The 22,557-nt window shown below is 65.5% G+C and carries 24 protein-coding genes; 2 read left to right on the forward strand and 22 right to left on the reverse strand.

The genetic code is table 11. The features are described 5' to 3' along the window. Window positions 1-36: 36 nt before the first annotated feature. The 21 genes from acpS to U5775_RS02635 form a co-directional block, all read right to left on the reverse strand. Window positions 37-444: a holo-ACP synthase gene (gene acpS, locus U5775_RS02535; protein WP_322056557.1), complete on the reverse strand. Its 408-nt coding sequence runs from the start codon at window positions 442-444 to the stop codon at window positions 37-39. Between the two features lie 60 nt (window positions 445-504). Beyond that, window positions 505-1,272 (reverse strand): pyridoxine 5'-phosphate synthase, encoded by a 768-nt coding sequence (gene pdxJ, locus U5775_RS02540; RefSeq protein WP_322056558.1) that lies wholly within the window; start codon window positions 1,270-1,272, stop codon window positions 505-507. Next, a complete protein-coding gene (recO, locus tag U5775_RS02545; protein ID WP_415913499.1) occupies window positions 1,269-2,255 on the reverse strand; it encodes a DNA repair protein RecO in 987 nt (328 codons plus the stop codon). The genes pdxJ and recO overlap by 4 nt, the downstream gene beginning before the upstream one ends. A gap of 18 nt (window positions 2,256-2,273) precedes the next feature. Beyond that, a complete protein-coding gene (gene era / locus U5775_RS02550; protein ID WP_322056559.1) occupies window positions 2,274-3,179 on the reverse strand; it encodes a GTPase Era in 906 nt (301 codons plus the stop codon). 63 nt (window positions 3,180-3,242) lie between these two features. After that, a complete protein-coding gene (rnc, locus tag U5775_RS02555) occupies window positions 3,243-4,553 on the reverse strand; it encodes a ribonuclease III (protein WP_322056560.1) in 1,311 nt (436 codons plus the stop codon). Between the two features lie 111 nt (window positions 4,554-4,664). Beyond that, complete coding sequence (lepB, locus tag U5775_RS02560) at window positions 4,665-5,558, reverse strand: signal peptidase I (protein ID WP_322056561.1); 894 nt, start codon at window positions 5,556-5,558, stop codon at window positions 4,665-4,667. Between the two features lie 33 nt (window positions 5,559-5,591). Further along, window positions 5,592-7,385, reverse strand: coding sequence for a translation elongation factor 4 (gene lepA, locus U5775_RS02565; RefSeq protein WP_322056562.1), 1,794 nt, complete (start codon window positions 7,383-7,385; stop codon window positions 5,592-5,594). A 148-nt stretch (window positions 7,386-7,533) separates the two neighbouring features. Further along, window positions 7,534-7,854: a glutaredoxin family protein gene (locus U5775_RS02570; protein WP_322056563.1), complete on the reverse strand. Its 321-nt coding sequence runs from the start codon at window positions 7,852-7,854 to the stop codon at window positions 7,534-7,536. Between the two features lie 5 nt (window positions 7,855-7,859). Next, window positions 7,860-9,392 carry a DegQ family serine endoprotease gene (locus U5775_RS02575; RefSeq protein ID WP_322056564.1) on the reverse strand — a complete coding sequence of 511 codons (1,533 nt, stop codon included), beginning with the start codon at window positions 9,390-9,392 and terminating at the stop codon, window positions 7,860-7,862. A 20-nt stretch (window positions 9,393-9,412) separates the two neighbouring features. Next, window positions 9,413-10,474, reverse strand: coding sequence for a MucB/RseB C-terminal domain-containing protein (locus U5775_RS02580; RefSeq protein WP_322056565.1), 1,062 nt, complete (start codon window positions 10,472-10,474; stop codon window positions 9,413-9,415). A gap of 6 nt (window positions 10,475-10,480) precedes the next feature. Next, window positions 10,481-11,125 (reverse strand): sigma-E factor negative regulatory protein, encoded by a 645-nt coding sequence (locus U5775_RS02585; protein ID WP_322056566.1) that lies wholly within the window; start codon window positions 11,123-11,125, stop codon window positions 10,481-10,483. A gap of 109 nt (window positions 11,126-11,234) precedes the next feature. Further along, window positions 11,235-11,834, reverse strand: coding sequence for an RNA polymerase sigma factor RpoE (rpoE, locus tag U5775_RS02590; protein WP_028215987.1), 600 nt, complete (start codon window positions 11,832-11,834; stop codon window positions 11,235-11,237). Window positions 11,835-12,054: 220 nt separating this feature from the next. Further along, the gene (locus U5775_RS02595; RefSeq protein WP_322056567.1) at window positions 12,055-12,567 is read right to left on the reverse strand and encodes a protein YgfX; all 513 of its coding nucleotides are present in this window, start codon (window positions 12,565-12,567) and stop codon (window positions 12,055-12,057) included. Window positions 12,568-12,585: 18 nt separating this feature from the next. Then, window positions 12,586-13,827 (reverse strand): beta-ketoacyl-ACP synthase II, encoded by a 1,242-nt coding sequence (gene fabF / locus U5775_RS02600; RefSeq protein WP_322056568.1) that lies wholly within the window; start codon window positions 13,825-13,827, stop codon window positions 12,586-12,588. A 199-nt stretch (window positions 13,828-14,026) separates the two neighbouring features. After that, window positions 14,027-14,266, reverse strand: coding sequence for an acyl carrier protein (gene acpP, locus U5775_RS02605; RefSeq protein ID WP_004197638.1), 240 nt, complete (start codon window positions 14,264-14,266; stop codon window positions 14,027-14,029). A 168-nt stretch (window positions 14,267-14,434) separates the two neighbouring features. Beyond that, complete coding sequence (gene fabG / locus U5775_RS02610; protein WP_322056569.1) at window positions 14,435-15,184, reverse strand: 3-oxoacyl-ACP reductase FabG; 750 nt, start codon at window positions 15,182-15,184, stop codon at window positions 14,435-14,437. 60 nt (window positions 15,185-15,244) lie between these two features. Continuing rightward, window positions 15,245-16,183 carry an ACP S-malonyltransferase gene (fabD, locus tag U5775_RS02615; RefSeq protein WP_322056570.1) on the reverse strand — a complete coding sequence of 313 codons (939 nt, stop codon included), beginning with the start codon at window positions 16,181-16,183 and terminating at the stop codon, window positions 15,245-15,247. A gap of 107 nt (window positions 16,184-16,290) precedes the next feature. Next, window positions 16,291-17,280: a beta-ketoacyl-ACP synthase III gene (locus U5775_RS02620; protein WP_322056571.1), complete on the reverse strand. Its 990-nt coding sequence runs from the start codon at window positions 17,278-17,280 to the stop codon at window positions 16,291-16,293. Beyond that, window positions 17,280-18,437: a phosphate acyltransferase PlsX gene (gene plsX / locus U5775_RS02625; protein ID WP_322056572.1), complete on the reverse strand. Its 1,158-nt coding sequence runs from the start codon at window positions 18,435-18,437 to the stop codon at window positions 17,280-17,282. The genes U5775_RS02620 and plsX overlap by 1 nt, the downstream gene beginning before the upstream one ends. A gap of 146 nt (window positions 18,438-18,583) precedes the next feature. Then, entirely contained in the window at window positions 18,584-18,763 is a 180-nt protein-coding gene (gene rpmF, locus U5775_RS02630; RefSeq protein WP_018441573.1) for a 50S ribosomal protein L32, read from the reverse strand. A gap of 143 nt (window positions 18,764-18,906) precedes the next feature. Next, entirely contained in the window at window positions 18,907-19,578 is a 672-nt protein-coding gene (locus tag U5775_RS02635) for a DUF177 domain-containing protein (RefSeq protein ID WP_322056573.1), read from the reverse strand. Window positions 19,579-20,032: 454 nt separating this feature from the next. Between U5775_RS02635 and U5775_RS02640 the strand changes: the two genes are divergently transcribed. Together U5775_RS02640 and U5775_RS02645 are read left to right on the forward strand one after the other, a co-directional pair. Then, window positions 20,033-20,677 carry a Maf-like protein gene (locus U5775_RS02640; RefSeq protein WP_322056574.1) on the forward strand — a complete coding sequence of 215 codons (645 nt, stop codon included), beginning with the start codon at window positions 20,033-20,035 and terminating at the stop codon, window positions 20,675-20,677. After that, entirely contained in the window at window positions 20,674-21,396 is a 723-nt protein-coding gene (locus U5775_RS02645) for an SAM-dependent methyltransferase (RefSeq protein ID WP_322056575.1), read from the forward strand. The genes U5775_RS02640 and U5775_RS02645 overlap by 4 nt, the downstream gene beginning before the upstream one ends. 142 nt (window positions 21,397-21,538) lie before the next feature. Here the strand turns inward: U5775_RS02645 and U5775_RS02650 are convergent, their stop codons facing one another. Continuing rightward, a complete protein-coding gene (locus U5775_RS02650) occupies window positions 21,539-22,555 on the reverse strand; it encodes a S49 family peptidase (RefSeq protein WP_322056576.1) in 1,017 nt (338 codons plus the stop codon). Window positions 22,556-22,557 lie beyond the last annotated feature (2 nt).

Raw genomic sequence — 22,557 nt, forward strand, 5'->3', positions numbered from 1 at the left:
AGCGTCGGCCGCGCGCGGCGGAATGGAAAATTGAAATCAGCGTGCGGGCTGCACCGTTTCGGCGATCACGAACGACACCGCATAGTCCTGCTCGTCGGTGATCGTCACCTGCGTGGTGATGCCGCGCGCCTCGAGCCACTGCGCGAGCTCGCCCGACGCCACCATGTAGGGCTTGCCGCCGGGCGCGTTGAGCGTCTGCACGGCGCGCCAGGTCATCGGCATATGGATGCCGAGGCCGATGGCCTTCGAGAACGCTTCCTTCGCGGAGAAACGCGTGCACAGATACGCGAGCCCGCGCTTCTCGGAGCGCGCCTTGCGCGCTTCATAGACCGCGAGCTCGTCGGGTCCGAGCACGCGCTGCGCGAAGCGCCCTTCGGTGCGCGCCATGACGGCCGCGACGCGGCTCACCTGGATGATGTCGGTACCGATACCGTAGATCGCCATGCATTCCTCGTCGCCAAGTGGGCAATCAGTGGGCGCCAGGCGAGCGTAGACCGACGCGGCTCACGCGCGCGTCGCGGCAAGGCGCGTCGCGACCATGATCGCCTTCATCTCGCGCACCGCGTTCTCCCAGCCCGCGAAGATCGCGTGCGCGACGATCGCATGGCCGATGTTGAGCTCGTGAATGCCGTCGATCGCGGCGATCTGCTGGACGTTCGTGTAGTGCAGCCCGTGGCCCGCGTTGACCTTGAGCCCGAGGCCGATGCCGCAGTTCACGCCGAGCACCACGCGCTCGAACTCGTGCTGCTGCCCGGCGGCCTCGTGCGCTTCGGCGTAGCGGCCCGTATGCAGCTCGATCACGGGCGCGCCGGTTTCGTGCGCCGCGCGGATCTGCGTCTCGTCCGGGTCGATGAAGAGCGACACGCGAACGCCCGCATCGGCAAGCTGCCGGCAAGCGCCAGCCACGGCGTCGAACTGCCCCGCCACGTCGAGGCCGCCTTCGGTCGTGAGCTCCGCGCGCTTTTCGGGCACGAGGCAGACGTCGTGCGGCTTGATCTCGCACGCGATGTCGAGCATCTCGGACGTGACCGCGCATTCGAGATTCATGCGCGTCTTGAGCAGCGGGCGCAGATTGCGCACGTCGGCGTCGACGATATGACGGCGATCCTCGCGCAGATGCAGCGTGATGACATCGGCGCCCGCCTCTTCGGCGAGCAGCGCCGCGCGGATCGGATCGGGATAGGCAGTGCCGCGCGCGTTGCGCAGCGTGGCGACGTGGTCGATGTTGACGCCGAGGTCGATCACGTTAGGCGAAGTGAGAAAGAAGCTCATAGGCTCTGGAGGTCGATCAGTATCTGGCGCGTCGCGAGCGGCGTGCCGCCGAGGTAAGTGTGCAACAGGAAACGCATCAGCGCCTTGCTTTGCGCGACGGTCTGGGGTCGATGGTAATCGTCCTCCTCCATGTCGAGCAACGTCTGTCCGGAAAGGACGGGCCATTGCGACGGCCATTCGTCGGAGGCCTCGCGCACGCCGCGCTCGGGATCGAACACGTAGCGCCCTTCGGCCACCACGGCCTTGCGGTTCACCGTGCGGTTGAGCGCGAGCGCATAGCCGGTCTCGCGCAGCAGCACGCGCTCGAACGAGCGCAGCACCTGCACGGGCGGCTCGTCGTGCGCGAGGCGCGTCATCGTCACGACGTAGTGGCGGAACAGCGGCGGATGCGGGTCTTCGCGCGCGCAGAACTTCACGAGCAGCTCGTTCACGTAGAAGCCGCACAGGAGCGCGTCGCCGACGAGCGGCAGCATGCCGCCTACCCATTCGGCGCCGGTGAGCGTGCGCACTTCGCCCTTGCCGGTCCACGAGAGCGTGAGCGGCTGGAACGTCTGCAGCACGCCCCGCAGCGCCGAATGCGGGCGCCTGGCGCCCTTCGCGACGAGCGCGACGCGGCCGTGATCGCGCGTGAGCACGTCGATGATGAGGCTGGTTTCGCGCCACGGATAGCTGTGCAGCACGAACGCGGGCTGCTCGGCGACGCGATAGTCGGGGCCCGTGCTGCGCGGCGCGCGCGGCAAGGTCGAGCGCGCGCTGGTCTTGCGCGGTGCGCGCGGGGTCGGGGCGCGCTCGAGCGTGGCGTCGGCGCCTTCGCTCAAGTCGCTGCCTGCCGCGAGCGCCTTCGCGCGCCGGCTGCGCGATGGCGCAGCCGCGGCGCGCGCGCGGCCGCCGGCGGGCGACTCGAAGTCGGCGTCGTCGGCGTTCATGCCCGCGTCGGGCGCGGGCCAGTCGTCGTTCAGGGTTCCGGCTGCGCCGTCACTCATCCTGGCACTCGTACCGGGTCACTCGTAGCCGTAAGCGCGCAGGCCGGCCTCATTGTCGGCCCACCCGCTCTTCACCTTCACGAAGGTTTCGAGATAGACCGGGCCGTCGAACAGCTTTTCCATGTCGAGGCGCGCATCGGTGCTGATCTGCTTGAGCTTGGCGCCCTTCTGGCCGATCACCATGGCCTTCTGGGTGTCGCGCTCGACGAGGATCGTCGCGAAGATACGGCGCAGCCGCCCTTCCTGCTCGAACTTGTCGATCAGCACGGTGCTTGTGTACGGAAGCTCGTCGCCGGTCCAGCGGAACACTTTTTCGCGCAGGATCTCTGCCGCGAGAAAGCGCTCGCTGCGATCGGTCAGGTCGTCTTCGCCGTAGATCGGCTGGCCTTCGGGCAGATAGGGCTTGAGCGTTGCGAGCAAACGCTTGATGTCGTCGGGATCCTTGGCCGAGAGCGGCACGATCTCGCGGAACTCGCGCAAGCCCTGGATCTGCTGGATGAACGGGTAGAGCGTGGCCTTGTCGGTCACGCGGTCGATCTTGTTCGCGATCAGGATCGTGGGCGCCTGCGGCGGAATCAGGTCGAGCACCTTCTGGTCGTCGGGACCGAACTTGCCGGCTTCGATCACGAACAGCACGGCATCGACGGAGCTGAGCGTCGAGGTCACGGCGCGGTTCAGCGAGCGGTTGAGCGCGGTGCTGTGGCGCGTCTGGAAGCCCGGCGTGTCGACGAAGATGTACTGCGCGTCATCGACCGTGTTGATGCCGGTGATGCGATGGCGCGTGGTCTGCGCCTTGCGCGAGGTGATGCTGATCTTCTGGCCGACAAGCGCGTTCATCAGCGTGGACTTGCCGACATTCGGACGGCCGACGATCGCGACCATGCCGCAGCGAAAACCGGCAGGAGTGGAGGTGGGAGCGTTCATGATCGGATCGGAGTAGGGAAACAGTGCGCGCGCACGGTCGATGCCGCGCGCGCACGGGTTGAATCAGTGGCCGGCATCGGCGGCGCGCACGGGCACCGCTGCGCCGACATCGGCGCTGGCGCCCGCCGTGGAGCCGGACGATGCGCTGGATAGCGCGCCTTGGGGCGTATCGTCGTCGGCGCTGGGGGTGCTGGCTGCGCTGGTGGTGCCGTTGCTGGCCGTGCCGTTACTGGCCGTGCCGTTACTGGCCGTGCCGTTACTGGCCGTGCCGTTTTGCGTGTCGCGGCTGCGCGCCGAGCGCGGTGCGATCGAGCCGGCTGACGGCACGGCATCGAATTTATCGGCAGGTTTTTCGACGGACGTCTCCGTGGCGGAGCGCTCGGCCTTTTCAGCGGGCTTTTCCGGGGCCTTTTCGCCGCCCTTCTCCGCGCCGCGCTCCTGCACGTGCGCCGCACGAATCACCGCGAGCGGCGCGGCCGCTGCCGCCGGCGAGGCCGCCGTAGCTCCTGCGCGCTCGCCCGACTCTTCGCCTGCCGCGGCGGCGGTTGCCGCACCGGCAGCCGGACGCTCGCCGCGTGCACGGCGCTCCGGCGCGCGCAAATCGAGCGCGCCCTGCACGCCCGTCACGCCGGGCACCACCTCAGGCTCGGTCTTGGGCGCGCGGGCGCCCTTCGAGCGGCGCGGCTTGGCCACCAGCGCGGGCGCGGCGGCCATCACCTCGTCGAGCGCCTTCTTCGCGGCGGCCTGCTCGGCCGCGCGGCGGCTCGCGCCCGAACCCGACACCTTCACGTCGAGCTTGGGCACCGTGCATTCGACCTCGAACTGCTGATTGTGCGCCGCACCATGCGTGGCGACCACGGTATAGGTCGGCAGAGCGATCTTGTGGCCCTGCAGATACTCCTGCAGCAGCGTCTTGGAATCCTTGCCGAGCGTGCGCGGATCGATATGGTCGAGGATCGGGACGTAGAGGCGCTTGATGACCGTCTGGGCGGCGTCGAAGCCGCCGTCGAGGAAGACCGCGCCGAAGATGGCTTCGAGCGCGTCCGCGAGAATTGAGGGACGGCGGAAGCCGCCGCTGCGCAACTCGCCTTCGCCGAGCCGCAGGCCGTCCGCAATATTGAGGGCCTGAGCAATTTCGTAAAGCGACTGCTGCTTGACCAGATTCGCGCGCACGCGCGAGAGGTCGCCTTCGTCCAGCTTGCCAAAACGTTGGAACAATAGGGCCGCCACCGCGCAATTCAGAACCGAATCACCGAGGAATTCGAGGCGTTCGTTATGCGTGGCACTGTGACTGCGGTGGGTCAAAGCCTGGCGCAACAATTCCGCATTGCGAAATTCGTAGCGCAAACGGCTTTCCAACGGAGATAAGGGCATGGGGAGAGTATAACGCGCCCGCCGCCCCCGGCGAAAACGCGGGGCGGCGGGCGAAAAACCGTGATGAAGCGACGTTACCGGAGGTTCTTCAAGTAGCGCGCGAAGAGGCGCTCACTCGAACGGACCGATGCGCTTCAGACTGCTGAAGTTCATCCAGATGAAGAACGCGCGGCCGACGATGTTGGCGTCGGGCACGAAGCCCCAGTAGCGACTGTCCGCGCTGTTGTCGCGGTTATCGCCCATCATGAAGTAGTGGCCCGGCGGCACCTTGCAGATCACGCCGCGCGCGTTGTACTGGCAGTTGTCGCGATACGGATAATCTTCGGCGCCCACGATGAACGGCGGCACCGCGGGGTTGTTCAGGATGTTGTTCTTGCGGCCGTCGAGGTCTTCGGTGAACTGCTTCGCATAGCCGATGCGCTCTTCGTCGAAGAAGTCGGGTTGCGGCGTTTCGGGCACCGGCTTGCCGTTGATCGTGAGCTGCTTGTCCTGATACGCGACCACGTCGCCCGGCAGGCCGATCACACGCTTGATGTAGTCGACCGACTCGTCCTTCGGATAGCGGAACACCACCACGTCGCCGCGCTCGAGCGGCCGGCCCTGGGTGATCTTCGTGTTCGTGATCGGCAGGCGGATGCCATAGTCGAACTTGTTCACGAGGATGAAGTCGCCCACCAGCAGCGTGGGCACCATCGAACCCGACGGAATCTTGAACGGCTCCACGACGAACGAGCGCACGAGGAACACGATCAGGATGACGGGGAAAAAGCTCGCCGTGTACTCGAGCCACCACGGCTGGCGCAGCTTTTCGTTGCGCAGGTTCTGACGCGTCACCGGCGCGTTTTCGTCGGCGAAGCGCTCGCCCACGCGCTGCTGCTGACGGTCGAACTCAGCGACGGCCGCATCGGCGGCGAGGCGCCGGCGCGGCATGAAAACCAGCTTGTCTGCAACCCACGCGATACCCGTCAGAACGACGAGCACAAAAAGAATCAGCGCAAAATTCATGGAAAGGTCCGTTATTCGACTTATGTGCCTGGCTTATTTGTCTTCGACGCGCAGAATCGCGAGGAATGCCTCTTGCGGAATTTCGACGGAGCCGACCTGCTTCATCCGCTTCTTGCCTTCCTTCTGCTTTTCGAGCAGCTTCTTCTTGCGCGTGATGTCGCCGCCATAGCACTTGGCCAGCACGTTCTTGCGCAGTGCCTTGATGTTCTCGCGCGCGATGATGTGCGCGCCAATGGCGGCCTGGATCGCCACGTCGTACATCTGGCGCGGGATGATTTCGCGCATCTTCGCCGCCACTTCGCGGCCGCGATACTGCGACTGCGTGCGGTGCACGATGATGGACAGCGCATCGACCTTGTCGCCGTTGATCAGCATGTCGACCTTCACGACGTCCGAGCTGCGGTACTCCTTGAACTCGTAGTCCATCGACGCATAGCCGCGCGACACCGACTTCAGACGGTCGAAGAAGTCGAGCACGATTTCGGCCATCGGAATTTCGTAGGTGAGCTGCACCTGACGGCCGTGGTACTGCATGTTGATCTGGTTGCCGCGCTTCTGCGTACAGAGCGTGATCACCGACCCCACGTATTCCTGCGGCATGTACAGGTTCACGGTCACGATCGGCTCGCGCACCTCGGCGATCTTCGAGGGCTCGGGCATCTTCGCCGGGTTCTCGACCTTGATCGTGCTGCCGTCCTGCTGCACGACTTCGTACACCACGGTAGGCGCCGTGGTGATGAGGTCCATGTCGAACTCGCGCTCGAGACGCTCCTGCACGATCTCCATGTGCAAGAGGCCGAGGAAGCCGCAGCGGAAACCGAAGCCGAGCGCCTGCGAGACTTCGGGCTCGTACTGCAGCGAAGCGTCGTTGAGCTTCAACTTTTCGAGCGATTCGCGCAGCGCGTCGTACTGATTGGCCTCGACTGGATACAAACCCGCGAACACCTGCGGCTTCACTTCCTTGAAGCCGGGCAGCGGCTCGGCTGCGGGCTTCGTGACGTGCGTGACCGTGTCGCCCACCTTGGTGGCGGCCAGTTCCTTGATGCCCGCGATGATGAAGCCCACCTGCCCCGCCGAGAGCGATTCCAGGTTGCGCGACTTCGGCGAGAACACGCCCACGTGCTCGACCGGATACTGCGCGCCGGTGGCCATGAGCTTGATCTTGTCCTTCGGACGCAGCGTGCCGTTGACGATGCGCACGAGCATCACCACGCCCACGTAGTTGTCGAACCACGAGTCGATGATAAGCGCCTGCAGCGGCGCGTCCGGGTCGCCCTTGGGCGGCGGCACCCTGGCGATGAGCGATTCGAGCACGTCGTCCACGCCGAGGCCGGTCTTCGCGCTGCAGCGCGTGGCGTCGGTGGCGTCGATGCCGATCACGTCCTCGATCTCTTCGATGGCGTTTTCGGGGTTCGCGGCGGGCAGGTCGATCTTGTTGAGCACGGGCACGACTTCGACGCCGAGCTCGATCGCGGTGTAGCAGTTGGCCACCGTCTGCGCCTCGACGCCCTGGCTCGCATCCACCACGAGCAGCGCGCCCTCGCACGCGGAGAGCGAGCGGCTCACTTCGTACGAGAAGTCGACGTGTCCCGGCGTATCGATGAGATTGAGGTTGTAGACCTTGCCGTCACGCGCCTTGTACGTGAGTGCGGCGGTCTGCGCCTTGATCGTGATGCCACGCTCGCGCTCGAGATCCATCGAGTCGAGCACCTGCGATTCCATTTCGCGGTCGGACAAGCCGCCGCACAGCTGGATGATGCGATCGGCGAGCGTCGACTTGCCATGGTCGATGTGCGCAATGATCGAGAAGTTACGAATATGATCCATTCAGTGCCGATCAAGCGAAAAAGGCGCGCCCCAACGATAGCTGGGCACGCCTCGTAAATAGATGAAAAACCGGAGTATTTTAGCCGAAAAGGGGTGCGACAGGCGAACCGTGCAGTAAGTCACGGCCGGGTCATCGCGCCGAAGCGCTTCACGCGGCACCGTCACCCGCTGCTTGCGCGCCCAGGCCCAGCGCGGCGCGCACGCGCGTCCCGTCGAGCCGGTAGTGACACAACTCGACGCCATCGCAGACCAGCACCGGCACGAGTTCGTCGTAGCGCGCCTGCAGCGCGGGGTCGGAATCGACATCGATCATCTCGATGCGCGCCCCCGCCGCCGCGGCCAGCGGCTCCAGCGCCACGAGCATGTCCTCGCACAAATGGCACCACGCGCGGCCATAGAGCACGAGACGCGCGGGTTGGGCGCCCGCGCGCGGCTCGGTGAGAGGCGAAGTCCGCTCGGGGGCGCTCATCGTGCTTACTTCTGCGCCGGACTGCGCGGACGCAGCGGCACGAACTGCGTGTTGTCGCCGCGGCGCACGAGAATCGCGACCATCTTCTGCGGGTCCAGATGCGACGCCACGTCCTGGAACTGCTTCGCGCTCGTGATGTCCGTATCGCCCACGCGCAGGATGATGTCGCCCTTCTGCAGACCGGCGCGCGCGGACGGACCATCGACCGAATCGACCATCACGCCGCCCTTGATCTTGAGCTGGCTCAGCTGGTCGGCCGAGAGGTCGGTCACCGAAAGGCCCAGCGCATTCGATGCGCGCGGCTTGGGCTCCGGCGCCTTCTTCTGGTCGGCCTTCGCGCTCTTGTCCGACTGCATTTCGGCGATGGTGATCGGCAGATCGCGCGTCGCGCCCTTGCGCCAGATCGTGACGGTCGCCTTGGTGCCCGGCTTGGTGTCGCCCACCATGCGCGGCAGGTCGGTCGCCGCATCGACCGTCTGGCCGTTGAACTTCAGGATGATGTCGCCCGGCTGGATGCCGGCCTTGTCGGCCGGACCGCCCGGCTCGACGCTCGACACCAGCGCGCCCTGCGCCTTCGGCAGGCCGAGCGAATCGGCCACGTCCTTGGTCACCTCGCCGATGGCCACGGCAATGCGGCCGCGCGTGACCTTGCCCGTGGCTTTCAGCTGATCGGCCACGCGCATCGCCTCGTCGATCGGAATCGCGAACGAGATGCCCATGAAGCCGCCGGTGCGGCTATAGATCTGCGAGTTGATGCCAATCACCTCGCCCTGCATGTTGATGAGCGGACCGCCCGAGTTGCCGGGATTCACGGCCACGTCGGTCTGGATGAACGGCAGATAGTCGCCCGTGTCGCGGCCCTTCGCGCTCACGATGCCGGCGGTCACGGTGTTCTCGAGCCCGAACGGCGAGCCGATCGCCACGACCCACTCGCCCACGCGCACCTTGTTCGAATCGCCGATCGTGATCGCCGGCAGGTTGGTGGCCTGGATCTTCACGACGGCCACGTCGGTGCGGTCGTCCACGCCGATCAGCTTGGCCTTGAACTCGCGCTTGTCGGTGAGCGTGACGTAGATGCTGTCCGCGTCGTCGACGACATGCGCGTTGGTCATCACGTAGCCGTCGCTCGTCATGATGAAGCCCGAGCCCACGCCGCTGTTTTGTTCGGTGTCGCTGCCGCTGTCCGGGCCGGAGTCCTGACCGCCTTGACTGCCGCCCTGGCCACCGCCTTGACCGCCGCGCGGCGACTGGTCGCCGCCCTGCGGTCCTTGAGGTCCCTGCGGCAAGGGAATGCCGAAGAAGCGCCGGAAGAATTCCGACATGTCGCCGTTGTCCATTCCCGGCGGCATGCCGCGCTGGGACAGCGTCACGCGCGTGGTGGTGCGGATGTTGACGACGGAGGGCCCCACCTTGTCCACGAGATCGGTGAAATCCGGCAGATTGGCGGCAGGCGCCGCCGATGCCGTGTGCGGGGCGAACGGCAGGCACGCCGCCACCACCGCGGCCGCGAAGAATTTGCGCAGCGGGAGGATCGTCATATCAAAATCGGCCGTAGCAGTTACTTGGGAGCCTTGTATTCTATGGCAGACGCGAATTGCTGCAACGTTGCCTGGGGCACCTCGCCGAGCAAGGTTATCCAGTAATTGCCATTGCGCTTCACGAGCACGTGGGTCGCGCCACTGCTACCCGAGCCTTCCTTGCGACTGTTGTTCTCGACGGGCTCGACAAAGACGGAGACGGCCGACAGTCCATCGGAGAAGACGGCCTGATCGACCGGAATGGGCGGATCGTTCGCATCGCGCGCGGCCATCGGGCGGCGCAGCTCGCGGATCTTGTGAAAACCGGGCACGGTCTGCGCGAAGCTCCAGCCCTGGGCTTCCATGTCGACCGTCTGCAGCGGCGGACGCACCACGGTCCAGCCGGCGGTATTGCGCATGCCCGCGGCGATCGGCGCCTTGTCCACCGGCACGCCGATGCTCACCTGCGTGAAGGAAAGCTGCTGGAGCACCTGGCCATTCGACGGGTCGAGCGTCTGCGCGCGCAGCAGCAGGCCCGTCTTCGCGTCCGCCCACAGCTTGTAGGCGAAGCGCCAGGCGTCCTTCGGATCGAGTTCGATCACCTGGCTGTCGATGCCAGCCACGCGGTCGTTGCCGAGCAGCTTCGGATCGTAGACGGCCAGCACCTGCTCGCCGCTCGTGGAGAGCAGCGCCGGGAAGGCGTCCTTGTTCTGGCGCTTTTCGACGACGCAGAGCTTGCGTTCGGGCACGAACGTATAGAGATCGTCGTTGTGGCGCAGCATCTTGCGCGGCTTGCCGTCGAGGCTTTCGAGCTGCTCGTACTCGCCGTCGCTCTTCGTCACGTAGTGCGTGATGCGCGAAGACTGCACGAACGCGCCGCGCTGATAGACGAAGGTGCCGGTGTAGTTCAGCTGCTGCGCCGCCTGCTGAATGCGGTCGAGCCACTGCGCGGCGCTCTGGCGCGTGGCCGGGTCGGAGGCCGGCGCGCCTTGCGCTTGAACGTGCGTGGCAGCGGATAGAGCGGTGAACATTACGGCCGCACAGCACAGGAATGCCGGCAGCCGCCCCCAGAATGTCGTTTTATTCAACCGCTCTCTTTGCATCAGACTTTACTGGCCTTGCGTGGTAAGGGCGGCGGACCGGATGAACGGCATCGAATCGCTCATGACCGGTTGCTGCGCGAACTGCTGGTGCGCTTCGAGATATTCGTCCAGACGCGCGTCGCGGATGATGTTGCCGTCTTGCGCGGCCACCGTTTGCACCGGCGCCGTGTTCATGGCTACGCGCTGGACCGGATCGCCGGCAGACTGTACCGAGGCGATCTGCGGCGCGCCGGCCATGCCGGCACTGCGCATCTGCGGCATGACGATCCACGTGAGCGTGGCGGCCGCGGCGGCCACGGCCAGCGACGGCACGACACGGCGGCGCAGCGCCAGAATGCGCGAGACGCGACCGTTATGCGCTGATGCCGCAGCCGGCAAGGCCGCTGGCGCCAGCACTTGCGGCTCGGCCTCGAAGCGGGCCGCGAAGCCCGCCATGAACGACTGGCTCGCGGCCGGGCTCATCGCCAGGTCGTCGGAGCGCAGCACGTCGCCGATCAGGTGATAGCTCGACCAGGCCGTGCGGCCCGCTTGATCGAGTCCAGAAAGAATAGCGTTCAGATGCTGTTCATCGCCGGCCATTTCGCCGTCGACGAAGGCGGACAGTTGCTCGCCGCGCGAGCTTGACACCGATTGCATCGAAACCGACCCCATGATGCTCCCCATTTCCTTACAGAGCCCGTAGTGACCCCGTAGTGAGCCTGTAGTGACACACACCCACATCCAGTTGAATTGCGTCCGTGCCCGGCGCGAGGCTGGCGTATTACCAGCGCTTGCCTTCCGGTGTGTCCAGCAGCGGACGCAATTTTGCCGCAATGGCTTCGCGAGCGCGGAAAATTCTCGATCTGACGGTGCCGATCGGGCACCCCATCATTTCAGCAATTTCCTCGTAGCTCAAACCTTCAATTTCACGAAGAGTAATGGCGGTGCGCAACTCTTCCGGTAAAACCGCCATCGCAGCATTGACCGTCTCTGCGATCTGCTTGCTCATCAACATCGACTCTGGCGTGTTGATATCCCTTAGTTGATCGGCGTCCGAGAAAGTTTCCGCTTCTTCAGCATCCGCTTCGGTGGATGTGGGGGCGCGTCTTCCCTGGGTCGCAAGGTAGTTCTTCGCGGTATTGACGGCAATTCGGTACAACCACGTATAGAAAGCGGATTCGCCACGAAACTGCGGTAGTGCCCGATAGGCCTTGATGAAGGCGTCCTGGGCCACGTCCTCGACCTCCGCGGGGTCCCGCACGAGGCGCGAGATCAGGCGGATGATCTTGCGATGGTACTTGGAGACCAGCAGTTCGAACGCGGCCTTGTCGCCTTTTTGCACGCGTTCGACCAGCACCTGGTCGATTTCTTTTTCGCTCACCTGAAAAATCCGTTAGCTCATTGAAGTAGACGCGGGGGCACCATTGTAGCGTTACCGCCACGGTGCCACGTTACGCGCGTAACAGCCGTTACAGTCGTTACAGCGCTCTGGCAGGCACAGGACAAGAACAGATGGGGGCGGCACGGCGAAAGACAATGCCGGCAATCGGGACAAGTGCGGGTGGGCGAAACGTCGGGGAGGCGCAGTGGCGCTTCGCTTATCAGCCGGATGCCCGGCCGGATGCGCTGCGCGCGCTCACGGCGAGGATGCGGAAGGATTCGGCGTCGAGGGAATCGGCGGCCACGAGCAGCGTCTTGCGGCGTCCGCCATCTTCGACCACGAGCGCGAGCAACGCCGCGCCCCACTGCGAAGCGCCGACAAGGCGGCCATCGACCAGACAGGCGCCCGCGCGTGAAAAAGCAGCGAAGCGATCCGTCCCGATATCGATGAAAGCCGGCTGCGCACGGTGCCAGACCTGGAAAGCGAGCAGCCCGGCTGCACCCAGCGCGAGCGCGGGCGGCGTTGCGCGCCACGCGCCAAGCCACGATACCAGCGTCGTAAAAAACGCCGCGGCGGCAATCAGCACGCCAACGAGAAGAAAGGCCTGAAGCACCCAGGACGGGCGCAAGGCAATACGCGGCGCACGCATGCGCCGCGCATCGGAAAGGGTGTCGCGGCCGGCCGGCGCGTGCAGCTTCGCCGGCGCGGCCGCTGTGTCGCTCGTGGCGATCACATTCGGCTCACATGCCGCTCAAGCGTGACGCTTGAACACGAGCGTGCCGTTCGTGCCGCCGAAGCCGAACGAGTTCTTCAGCGCGACGTCGATCTTCATGTCCCGCGCGGTGTTCGCGCAGTAGTCCAGATCGCATTCCGGATCTTGGTTGAAGATGTTGATCGTCGGCGGCGAAACCTGGTTGTGCACGGCCAGCACCGTGAATACCGATTCCAGGCCGCCCGAACCACCCAGCAGGTGGCCCGTCATCGACTTGGTCGAGTTCACGACGATGTCCTTCGAGTGGTCGCCGAACGCGCGCTTGATCGCGATGGTTTCCGCGAGGTCGCCAAGCGGCGTCGAGGTGCCGTGGGCGCTGAGCCAGTTGACTTCGCTGGCGTTGACGCCCGCGTTCTTCAGCGCGGCGATCATGCAGCGGCGTGCGCCGTCGCCATCTTCCGGCGGAGCGGTCATGTGATACGCGTCGCCGCTCATGCCGTAGCCGCCGATTTCCGCGTAGATCTTCGCGCCGCGCGCCTTCGCGTGCTCGTACTCCTCGAGCACCATCACGCCCGCGCCTTCGCCGAGCACGAAGCCGTCACGGTCCTTGTCCCACGGACGGCTCGCCGTCGCCGGGTCGTCGTTGCGCTGCGAGAGCGCGCGCGCCGCCGCGAAGCCCCCGATGCCGAGCGGCGAGACAGTCGATTCCGCGCCGCCCGCGATCATCACGTCGCAGTCGCCGTATTCGATCAGACGCGACGCTTCGCCGATGCAATGCAGGCCGGTCGTGCAAGCCGTGACCATCGCCAGATTCGGGCCCTTGAGGCCGTACTTGATCGACAGATGGCCCGAGATCATGTTGATGATCGAGGCCGGCACGAAGAACGGCGAGATACGGCGCGGACCGCGGTTGAGCAGTTCGGTTTGCGTGACTTCGATCATCGGCAGACCGCCGATGCCCGAGCCGACGTTCACGCCGATGCGCTCCGCGTTCGCCTCGGTGACTTCGAGGCCACTGTCCTTGATCGCCTGCATCCCCGCGGCGATGCCGTAGTGGATGAACGTGTCCATGTGACGCGCTTCTTTCGCCGGCATGTAATCTTCGACGTTGAAGCCCTTCACTTCACCGGCAAAACGGGTCGAGAAGTTCGTAGCGTCGAACTTCGTGATGTTGGCGATGCCGGACTTGCCGGCGACCAGATTGGCCCACCCGTCGGCAACATTATTGCCAACAGGCGAAATCAGCCCCAGGCCTGTAACAACAACTCGACGGCGGCTCACGGTAACCCCTTTTCCATAGATGACAAAACAAAAGCCACAGAGGCCACAGGAAATGCTCCTGTGAGCCCTGTGGCTAGTTGACCGGCAGATGTCCCGCAGCAGGTGCGGCGGGCTTTCGCGGTTTCACGGGCGAGCGTCCTCGCAGGCCACAAGCAGCGCCACTTGCGTGTGCGCGCCGGCCGTGCAGGCGTCAGGCGCCTTAGGCCTTGACGTTCGCGCGAGCGTAGTCGATCGCTTGCTGAACCGTCGTGATCTTCTCGGCTTCCTCGTCGGGGATTTCCATGCCGAATTCGTCTTCGAGGGCCATCACCAGTTCCACGGTGTCGAGCGAGTCTGCGCCCAGATCGTTCACGAACGAAGCTTCGTTCTTGATTTCAGCTTCGGCGACGCCCAGTTGCTCGGCGACGATCTTCTTGACGCGCTGTTCGATGTTGTCCATTACCCCTCCAAGGGAAAAAAGTGAGCTCATAAATGCGAGTGCGCGCATTTTATCAGGTTTGACCTGGCAGAAAAGCGGCGCTCGCGGTTCCGGAACGGCTATCCGCGACCGCGCCCGGCGAGGTGATTCGCACAGGCGCATCAAGGCGCGGATAGTACCCGAATCCGGTTAAGACATATACATCCCGCCATTTACGTGCAACGTAGTGCCCGTGATATAGCCCGCCTGCGCCGAGGCGAGAAAAACGACTGCATGCGCGATGTCTTCCGGGCTGCCGAGGCGCCCGAGCGGGATCTGCTGCTTGAGCGCGGCCTGCTGCTCGGCGGGCAGATCCTTGGTCATGTCGGTGTCGATGAAGCCCGGCGCCACGCAGTTCACGGTGATGCCGCGGCTGCCGATTTCGCGCGCGAGCGCACGCGTCATGCCCGCGACGCCGGCCTTGGCCGCCGCGTAGTTGGCCTGGCCCGGATTGCCCGACGAGCCGACCACCGAGGTGATGTTGATGATGCGGCCGGTGCGCGCCTTCATCATCGGGCGCAGCACGGCGCGCGAGAGGCGGAACACCGACTTCAGGTTGGTGTCGATCACCGAATCCCACTCGTCGTCCTTCATGCGCATCGCCAGGTTGTCCTGCGTGATGCCCGCATTATTGACGAGAATCGCGAGGCCGCCGAACTCCTTGACCGTCGCGTCGATGAGCGCTTCGGCCGCGGCCGCGTCGTTGACGTTGAGCACCGCGCCGCGGCCCTTCACGCCTGCAGCTTCGAAAGCCGCGGTGATGGCCTGCGCGCCCGCTTCGCTCGTGGCCGTGCCGATCACCGTCGCGCCCTGGCGCGCCAGTTCGAGCGCGATCGCCCGGCCGATGCCGCGCGAAGCGCCGGTCACGATCGCGGCTTGATTATCGAGAGTCTTTTCCATCGTTGAATCCGTTGCGTTGGAGCTTTTTGATGCCAGTCGATGCTTCCCTGATGCCGCGGCTCAGGCCTTGACGAGCGCGAGCGCTTCGTCGAGCGACTTCGGATCGGCCACCGAGGCGCCGACGAGATTGCCGTCGATGCGCTTGGTGAGGCCCGCGAGCACCTTGCCCGGACCGCATTCGATCACGTGCGTCGCGCCTTGTGCGGCAATCGCCTTCACGCATTCGACCCAGCGCACCGGGCCCGCGGCCTGGCGCACGAGCGCGTCGCGGATCTTCGCGGGATCGGTCTCGAAGGCCACGTCGACATTGTTCACGACCGGGATCTGCGGTGCGTTGAGCGTGACGCTCGTGAGGTACTCGCGCAGCTGGTCCGAAGCGGGCTTGAGCAGCGACGAGTGGAACGGCGCCGAAACCGGTAGCGGAAGCGCGCGCTTGGCGCCCGTGGCCTTGGCGATCTCGCAGGCCTTTTCGACCGCGGCCTTGTGGCCCGCGATCACGACCTGGGCCGGCGCGTTGAAGTTGACGGCTTCGACCACGCCGCCGCTTGCCGTAGCGGCTTCGGCGCAAACGGCGCGCACGGTGTCGTCGTCGAGGCCGAGCACAGCGGCCATGCCGCCCTCGCCCACCGGCACCGCGTTTTGCATCGCCTGGGCGCGAAAGCGCACGAGCGGAACGGCGTCGCGGAAGGCGAGCACGCCCGCGGCCACGAGCGCCGTGTATTCGCCGAGGCTATGGCCCGCGACGATCGCAGGCGCCGGGCCGCCCGCCGCCTGCCATGCGCGATAGACGGCATAGGCGGCGGTGAGCATGACCGGCTGCGTGTTGGTGGTGAGGTTGAGCTCGTCGGCCGGACCTTCGGCGATCAGCTTGCCGAGGTCCTGATTGAGCGCGTCGGACGCTTCCTTGAGCGTCTCGCGCACGACGGCGTTATCGCCGAAGGCGTCGAGCATGCCGACGGCCTGCGAGCCTTGTCCTGGAAAAACGAACACGAATTTCATAACGTCCCCAAAATTCGATCAAAACGGATGGGCGATACGCTCCGATGAACCGCTCCCGGGCCGCGCGCGTGGCGCCTGCGGCCAGGGGAGCACCCGTTTCGGGTGGCTCAGAAGCGGATGACGGAGGCGCCCCAGGTAAAGCCGCCGCCGACGCCTTCGATCAGCACGTTGTGGCCGCGCTTGATGCGGCCGTCGCGCACTGCGACGTCGAATGCGAGCGGAATCGAAGCCGCCGAGGTATTGCCGTGCTCGCCCACGGTGACCACCATGCGCTCCTGGGGCATGCCGAGCTTGCGGCAGGTGCCCTGCATGATGCGGATGTTGGCCTGGTGCGGAATCAGCCAGTCGATCTGGTCGGCGCTCAGTTGCGCCTTTTCGAGCGCCTCGATCGCGACTTTCTCGAGCACGTTCACGGCGAGCTTGAAGACGGCCTGGCCGTCCATGTGCAGGAATGCGTTGCCGGCGATCACGCCGCCGTTCACGTTGCCCGGCGTGCAGAGGATGTGCGCGTAGCTGCCATCGGCGTGCAGCGCGCTCGAGAGCACGCCCGGTTCGCTGGAAGCCTGCAGCACGATCGCGCCCGCGCCGTCGCCGAACAGCACGCAGGTCGTGCGGTCGTTGAAGTCGAGAATGCGCGAGAAGGTTTCCGCGCCCACCACGAGCGCCGTCTTGTGCTGGCCGCTGCGAATCAGGCTGTCGGCGACCGAAACGGCATAGGCGAAGCCCGAGCACACGGCCTGCACGTCGAACGCCGCGCCGTGATTGCGGATGCCGAGCTTGTTCTGCAGCAGGCAGGCCGTGCTCGGAAACACGAAATCGGGCGTGGAGGTGGCGACGATGATGAGATCGACCGATTGCGGGTCGACATCGGCGGCCGCGAGTGCGCGCTGCGAGGCGGCAAGCGCGAGATCGCTGGTCGTGACGTCGGGCGCCGCGAAGTGGCGCGCGTGGATGCCGGTGCGCGCGACGATCCACTCGTCGCTCGTCTCGACGCCTTGTGCGGCGAGCCGCTCGGCCAGGTCCTGGTTGGTGACGCGCTCAGGCGGAAGGAAACTGCCCGTGCCGAGCACGCGGGAATAGAGAGTCGATTGAGCCATTATGCCTTCGAGGATGATGCGGCGCCGGGCGGCAGGCCGCCCGCCGTCTGACCGGGTGAGCTCGCGGATGGACTCGCGGACGGCTCCTCGGGAGCCCTTGCGGCGGCGCTGTTCTGGCCGTCCAGGGGCGCCCCGGCGGCCTGTTCGAGCGAACTGGCGTTTTCTTCCATGGCGCGCGCGAGCCGCTCCAGCACGCCATTTTTGACGGCATCATACCCGCGTTTGATCGCCCACTCAAACGCATAGGCGTCGGCCGAGCCATGGCTCTTGAAGACGAGGCTCTTGAGCCCGAGCAGCGCCGCGCCGTTGTACTGGCGGTGATCGACGCGCTTCTTGAAGCGCATGAGGACCGGCAGCGCGGTGAGCGCCATGAGCTTCGTCGCCCACGAGCGGCCGAACTCTTCCTTGATCATGTCGTTGAGCATCTGCGCGAGGCCCTCCGACGTCTTGAGCGCGACATTCCCGACGAAACCGTCGCAGACGATGACGTCGACGGTGCCCTTGTAAATGTCGTTGCCCTCCACGTTGCCGCGGAAGTTCAGCGTGCTCGCGCGCAGCAGCTCGCCTGCGCGCTTGATGGTCTCGTTGCCCTTGATGACTTCTTCGCCGATATTCAGGAGCCCGATGGTCGGACGGTCCTTGCCCTCGAGCGCGGCGACGAGCGCGTGGCCCATCTCGGCGAATTGCAGCAGATGCTGAGGTTCGCAATCGACGTTCGCGCCAAGGTCGAGCATCGTCGTATAGCCGCGTGCATTGGGCAGCGCGAACGCGATGGCCGGCCTCTCGATGCCGGGCAGCGTCTTGAGCACGTAGCGCGAGAGCGCCATCAGCGCGCCGGTGTTGCCGGCCGAGACGCAGGCCTGCGCCTCGCCCTCTTTCACGCGATTGAGCGCGACGCGCATCGACGAGTCTTTCTTCTTGCGAAGGGCGACTTCGACCGGATCGTCCATTTCGACGACCTCGGTGGCGGGAACGACGGAAAGTGCGGAGACGTCCTGCGCCTTCAGCTTCTTGAGCTGGGCGCGGATCGCCGTCTCGATGCCCACCAGTTGCAGTCGCGCGTCGGGATGCGAGCGGACGAAATTGACTGCGGCAGGCACCGTCACGGACGGACCGTGGTCGCCTCCCATGCAATCTATCGTGAGCGTAACAGTCATGGAATGCGACGGATTTCAGGCATAAAAAAGCGGCAGTTGAATGCCGCCTTTTTGCCGAGCCGAAAAATTGTCAAGCGAACAGAATCGCCATGTGCGGCACTGCCTGGAAACCCGCTTCGGGGTTGCTGCGCCGCACGCTGGAACGATTAGTCGTTCTTGGTCTTGACGACTTTCTTGCCGCGGTAGTAGCCGTTCGGGCTGATGTGGTGACGCAGATGCACTTCACCCGTGCTCGGCTCGACAGCCAGCGGCGCGCCCGTGAGGAAATCGTGCGAGCGGTGCATGCCGCGCTTCGACGGCGACTTCTTGTTTTGTTGAACTGCCATGATAACTCCTGAAAATTTTCCGAATTCTAACACAGCCCGATCCGGCCGCCGCCACCCTGGGGGATGACCGGACTCCGGGACTGGGCCCACGAATTGATACTGCACGCCACCTGCAGCGGCCTGATCGAGCGCAATGCCCGAGCTCAGTGCTTGCTGCCGGGACCGTCCTTCTTGAGCGATTCGAGCGCCGCAAACGGGTTGACGCGCTCTTCCGGCTCGATTTCCTGCTCCGGCACGTCGTCGACGGAATCCACGCCCTCCGCGCCATCGGCACCCGAGGCGAGGCTTTCGTGAATTTCCGGACAAACTTCGTGCTTCGGCACGAGCGGCAGCGAGAGCAACAACTCCTCTTCGATCAAGTCGACGAGATCGAAATGGCGCGAGCCCACAATCACATCGAATTCATCGTCGTCGAGCGGGAACTCGTCCGCCTCATCTTCCGTCTGGACGATCCGGAAGACCGTGTCCGCGTTGAACGCCTGCTCATAGGGAGCGAGGCAACGCTGGCACGCAAGCCATGCGCCACCGTGAATCGCGAGCCGCAGATACGGCTGCGGCCCTTCGGTGCCGTCGTCCTGCAATTCCTGTTGTGCGAAGCCCTCGGCCTGCCACGTGAACGCGGTGTCGCGGTCCGGCGCCTCGGCAGGGACTTCGTTCAGCATGCGCGGCAACTGCGAGAGACGCACCGTGCCCGCGGCACTGCGAGCGCTACGCGCGAATTCGAAGATGTCGAGATCGCGCGGGTTGAGTGCGCCTTTGTCCTGCGCGCCTTTATCCAGCGCAACACCAGCGGGCTTGCCAGGCTGTTCGGTCATGTACGCTCTCCTGCTCCAGACGCGCGGCCCGCAGGCGGCGCAAAAAGCCATACACTGCTGCCGATCTGCATTCTCGATCTGCCGCTTCTTTCTTTATCTGTTTCAACCGGCTTCCCGTACCGCTCAGGTACGGAATTGCTGAGCTTCACCACGTGCTTTATGCCTGGCGCCAGGCTCATTGCCAGGCGGCCCGCCAAAGACGTGCGAGGTGAGCGTACCGATGAAAAGCCCAAAATCATAGCGTCTTTATCTTTGCGAGTCAAACACTTAAGCTCACGTCAGCAAGCCGCTGTGCGGCGCGAGTATTTTGGCAAATTCGTCGGCGAGATCGGGGCGGCCCGCAGTGAAATCCGCCCCCGTTTTTGACCGCGCCTTTCGCGAAAATTATTGCCCGATTGCTCCATTGCTCGTCCGCTCGCCGACCTACGACACTTTTTCTCACGATCCGACCATCATGCAGGATACCGCTGCACCCGCCCAAACGGGCCGCCCCGCGCTGATTCTCGCGTCCAGCTCGCGCTACCGCCGCGAGCTGCTCGAGCGCCTGCGCATTCCCTTCGACACCGCCGTGCCCGCCATCGACGAAACGCCGCAGCCCGGCGAGACGCCCGAGGCGACGGCGCTGCGCCTCGCCGAGGCCAAGGCGCGCGCCGTGGCCGCCGCACTGCCGGCCGGTGCCGGGCGCGCGCTGGTGATCGGCTCCGACCAGGTGGCGACCTTCGACGGCCACCAGATCGGCAAGCCGGGCACGCACGAGCGCGCGCTCGAACAACTGCGCGCCATGCGCGGCCGCGAAGTGTTGTTCCATAGTGCACTCAGTCTGCTCGACACCGCTACTGGCCAAACGGCTAGTGTCGATATCGTGACCAAGGTGCGCTTTCGCGACCTCCCCGACGCCGCGCTCGACGCCTATTTGCGCGCCGAACAGCCCTACGACTGCGCGGGCAGCGCGAAATCGGAGGGACTGGGCATCGCGCTGCTCGATGCCATCGAGTCCGACGACCCCACCGCCCTGATCGGCCTGCCGCTCGTCGCGCTCACGCGCATGCTGCTCGCCGCCGGCTATCCGCTACTCGCGCCGCAGGAGGCCCGGCCATGACCAGGGGCACGCTCTACCTGATCCCGAATACGCTCGGTGACGGCGACGACGCCGCGCTCGCCGCCGTCCTTCCCGCGCCGGTGCGCGAGCGCGCGGGCACGCTGGCAAGCTACATCGGCGAGAACGCCAAGACCACGCGCGCGTTCCTCAAGCGCGTCGGGACCACGCGGCCGATCCAGGAGATCGAGATTCGCGAGCTCAATGTCAACACGCCCGCGGGCGAGGTCGACAAGCTGCTCGCGCCGCTGCTGGCCGGCATCGACACGGGGCTCGTTTCAGAGGCGGGCGTGCCCGCCGTGGCCGATCCGGGCGCGCTGCTGGTGCGGCGCGCGCACGAGCGCGGCATCAAGGTCGTGCCGCTCGTCGGGCCGAGCTCGATCCTGCTCGCGCTGATGGCCTCGGGCCTGAACGGCCAGAGCTTCGCGTTCCACGGCTACCTGCCCGTCGACGCGAACGAGCGCACGAAAAAGCTCCGCGAACTCGAACAGATTTCGCGCAAGGGCAAGCAAACGCAGATCTTTATCGAGACGCCGTACCGCAACAAGTCGATGCTCGACGCGCTGCTCGCGACCTGCGCGCCCTCCACGCTCGTGTGCGTGGCCGCCGACCTCACACTGCCTTCCGAGACGATCGTGAGCCGCGCCGTGGCCGAGTGGAAGAAAAAGCCGGCGCCCGAGTTGCACAAGCGGCCCGCGATCTTTCTGCTGCTGGCGGTCTGAGCGCGCTCGCCGTATCGCTTCGGCCCGATGCTTCGGCCCGATGCTTTGGCCCGATCGCCGGCCGCGAGCACAAACGAAACAGCCGCTGCGCACATCACGCAGCGGCTGTTTTTACATCGGCGAGAAATCCGCGAGCGCCGGATCAGCGCACCGAGACCTTCCCGCCCGAGATCAGCGAATGCACGGCCGCCGAGCCGACGCTCGCGCCGAAGCGCTTCGCCACGCGGTCGGTGATGCCCTGCTTGACCGTGTAGTCGACAATATCGGGCGCCTTGATGACCTCGCGCGCCACGTAGTCGGTGTCGCCGAAGCCATCCGCGAGGCCGAGCTCGACGCTCTTCTGGCCGGTCCAGAACAGGCCCGAGAACAGGTCCGGCGAATCCTTCAGGCGCTTGCCGCGGCCCGCCTTCACGGCGTCGATGAACTGCTGGTGGATCTGGTCGAGCATCTCCTGCGCATGCGCGTCCATCTTCGGCGTATCCGGCGAGAACGGGTCGTAAAAGCCCTTGTTCTCGCCCGAAGTGCGCAGGCGGCGCTGGATGCCGAGCTTGTCCATCAGGCCCGTAAAGCCGAAGCCGTCCATCAGCACGCCGATCGAGCCGACGATGCTGGCCTTATTGACGTAGATCTTGTCGGCGGCGGCGGCGACGTAGTAACCGCCCGAGGCGCACATGTCGCCCACGACCACGTAAAGCGGAATGGCCGGATATTTCGCGCGCAACCGGTGGATCTCGTCGTTGATGATGCCGGCCTGAACCGGCGACCCGCCGGGGCTGTCGATGTGCAGGATCACGCCCGCGGTGCCGTCGTCGTCGAAGGCACTATCGAGCGCGCTGTTGATGTCGTCGGCATTGGCCTGCGCATCCGCCGAAATCTCGCCGTCAAGCGTAACGAGCGCCGTGTGGCGCCCGCCGCTGTCCACGCGCGCGCCGGAAAGGTCGAGGACGCTCCACGCGATCAGCACGAGCACCGCGAGAAACGCGAAGCGGAAGAAGATCCTCCAGCGCCGCGCCGCGCGCTGCTCGGTGATCGCGGCCATGGCGATGCGCTCGAGCGCTTCGCGCTCCCAGCCGGGCTTGCCGCCGTCGGCGCTGCTGGACTTCGCGGCGGGCGCGGGACGCGCGGGCTCGTTGGGATCAGGGGTCAGATTATCGGACATGC

The organism is Paraburkholderia sp. J63, assembly GCF_905220245.1.
In the GTDB taxonomy this organism is placed as follows: domain Bacteria; phylum Pseudomonadota; class Gammaproteobacteria; order Burkholderiales; family Burkholderiaceae; genus Paraburkholderia.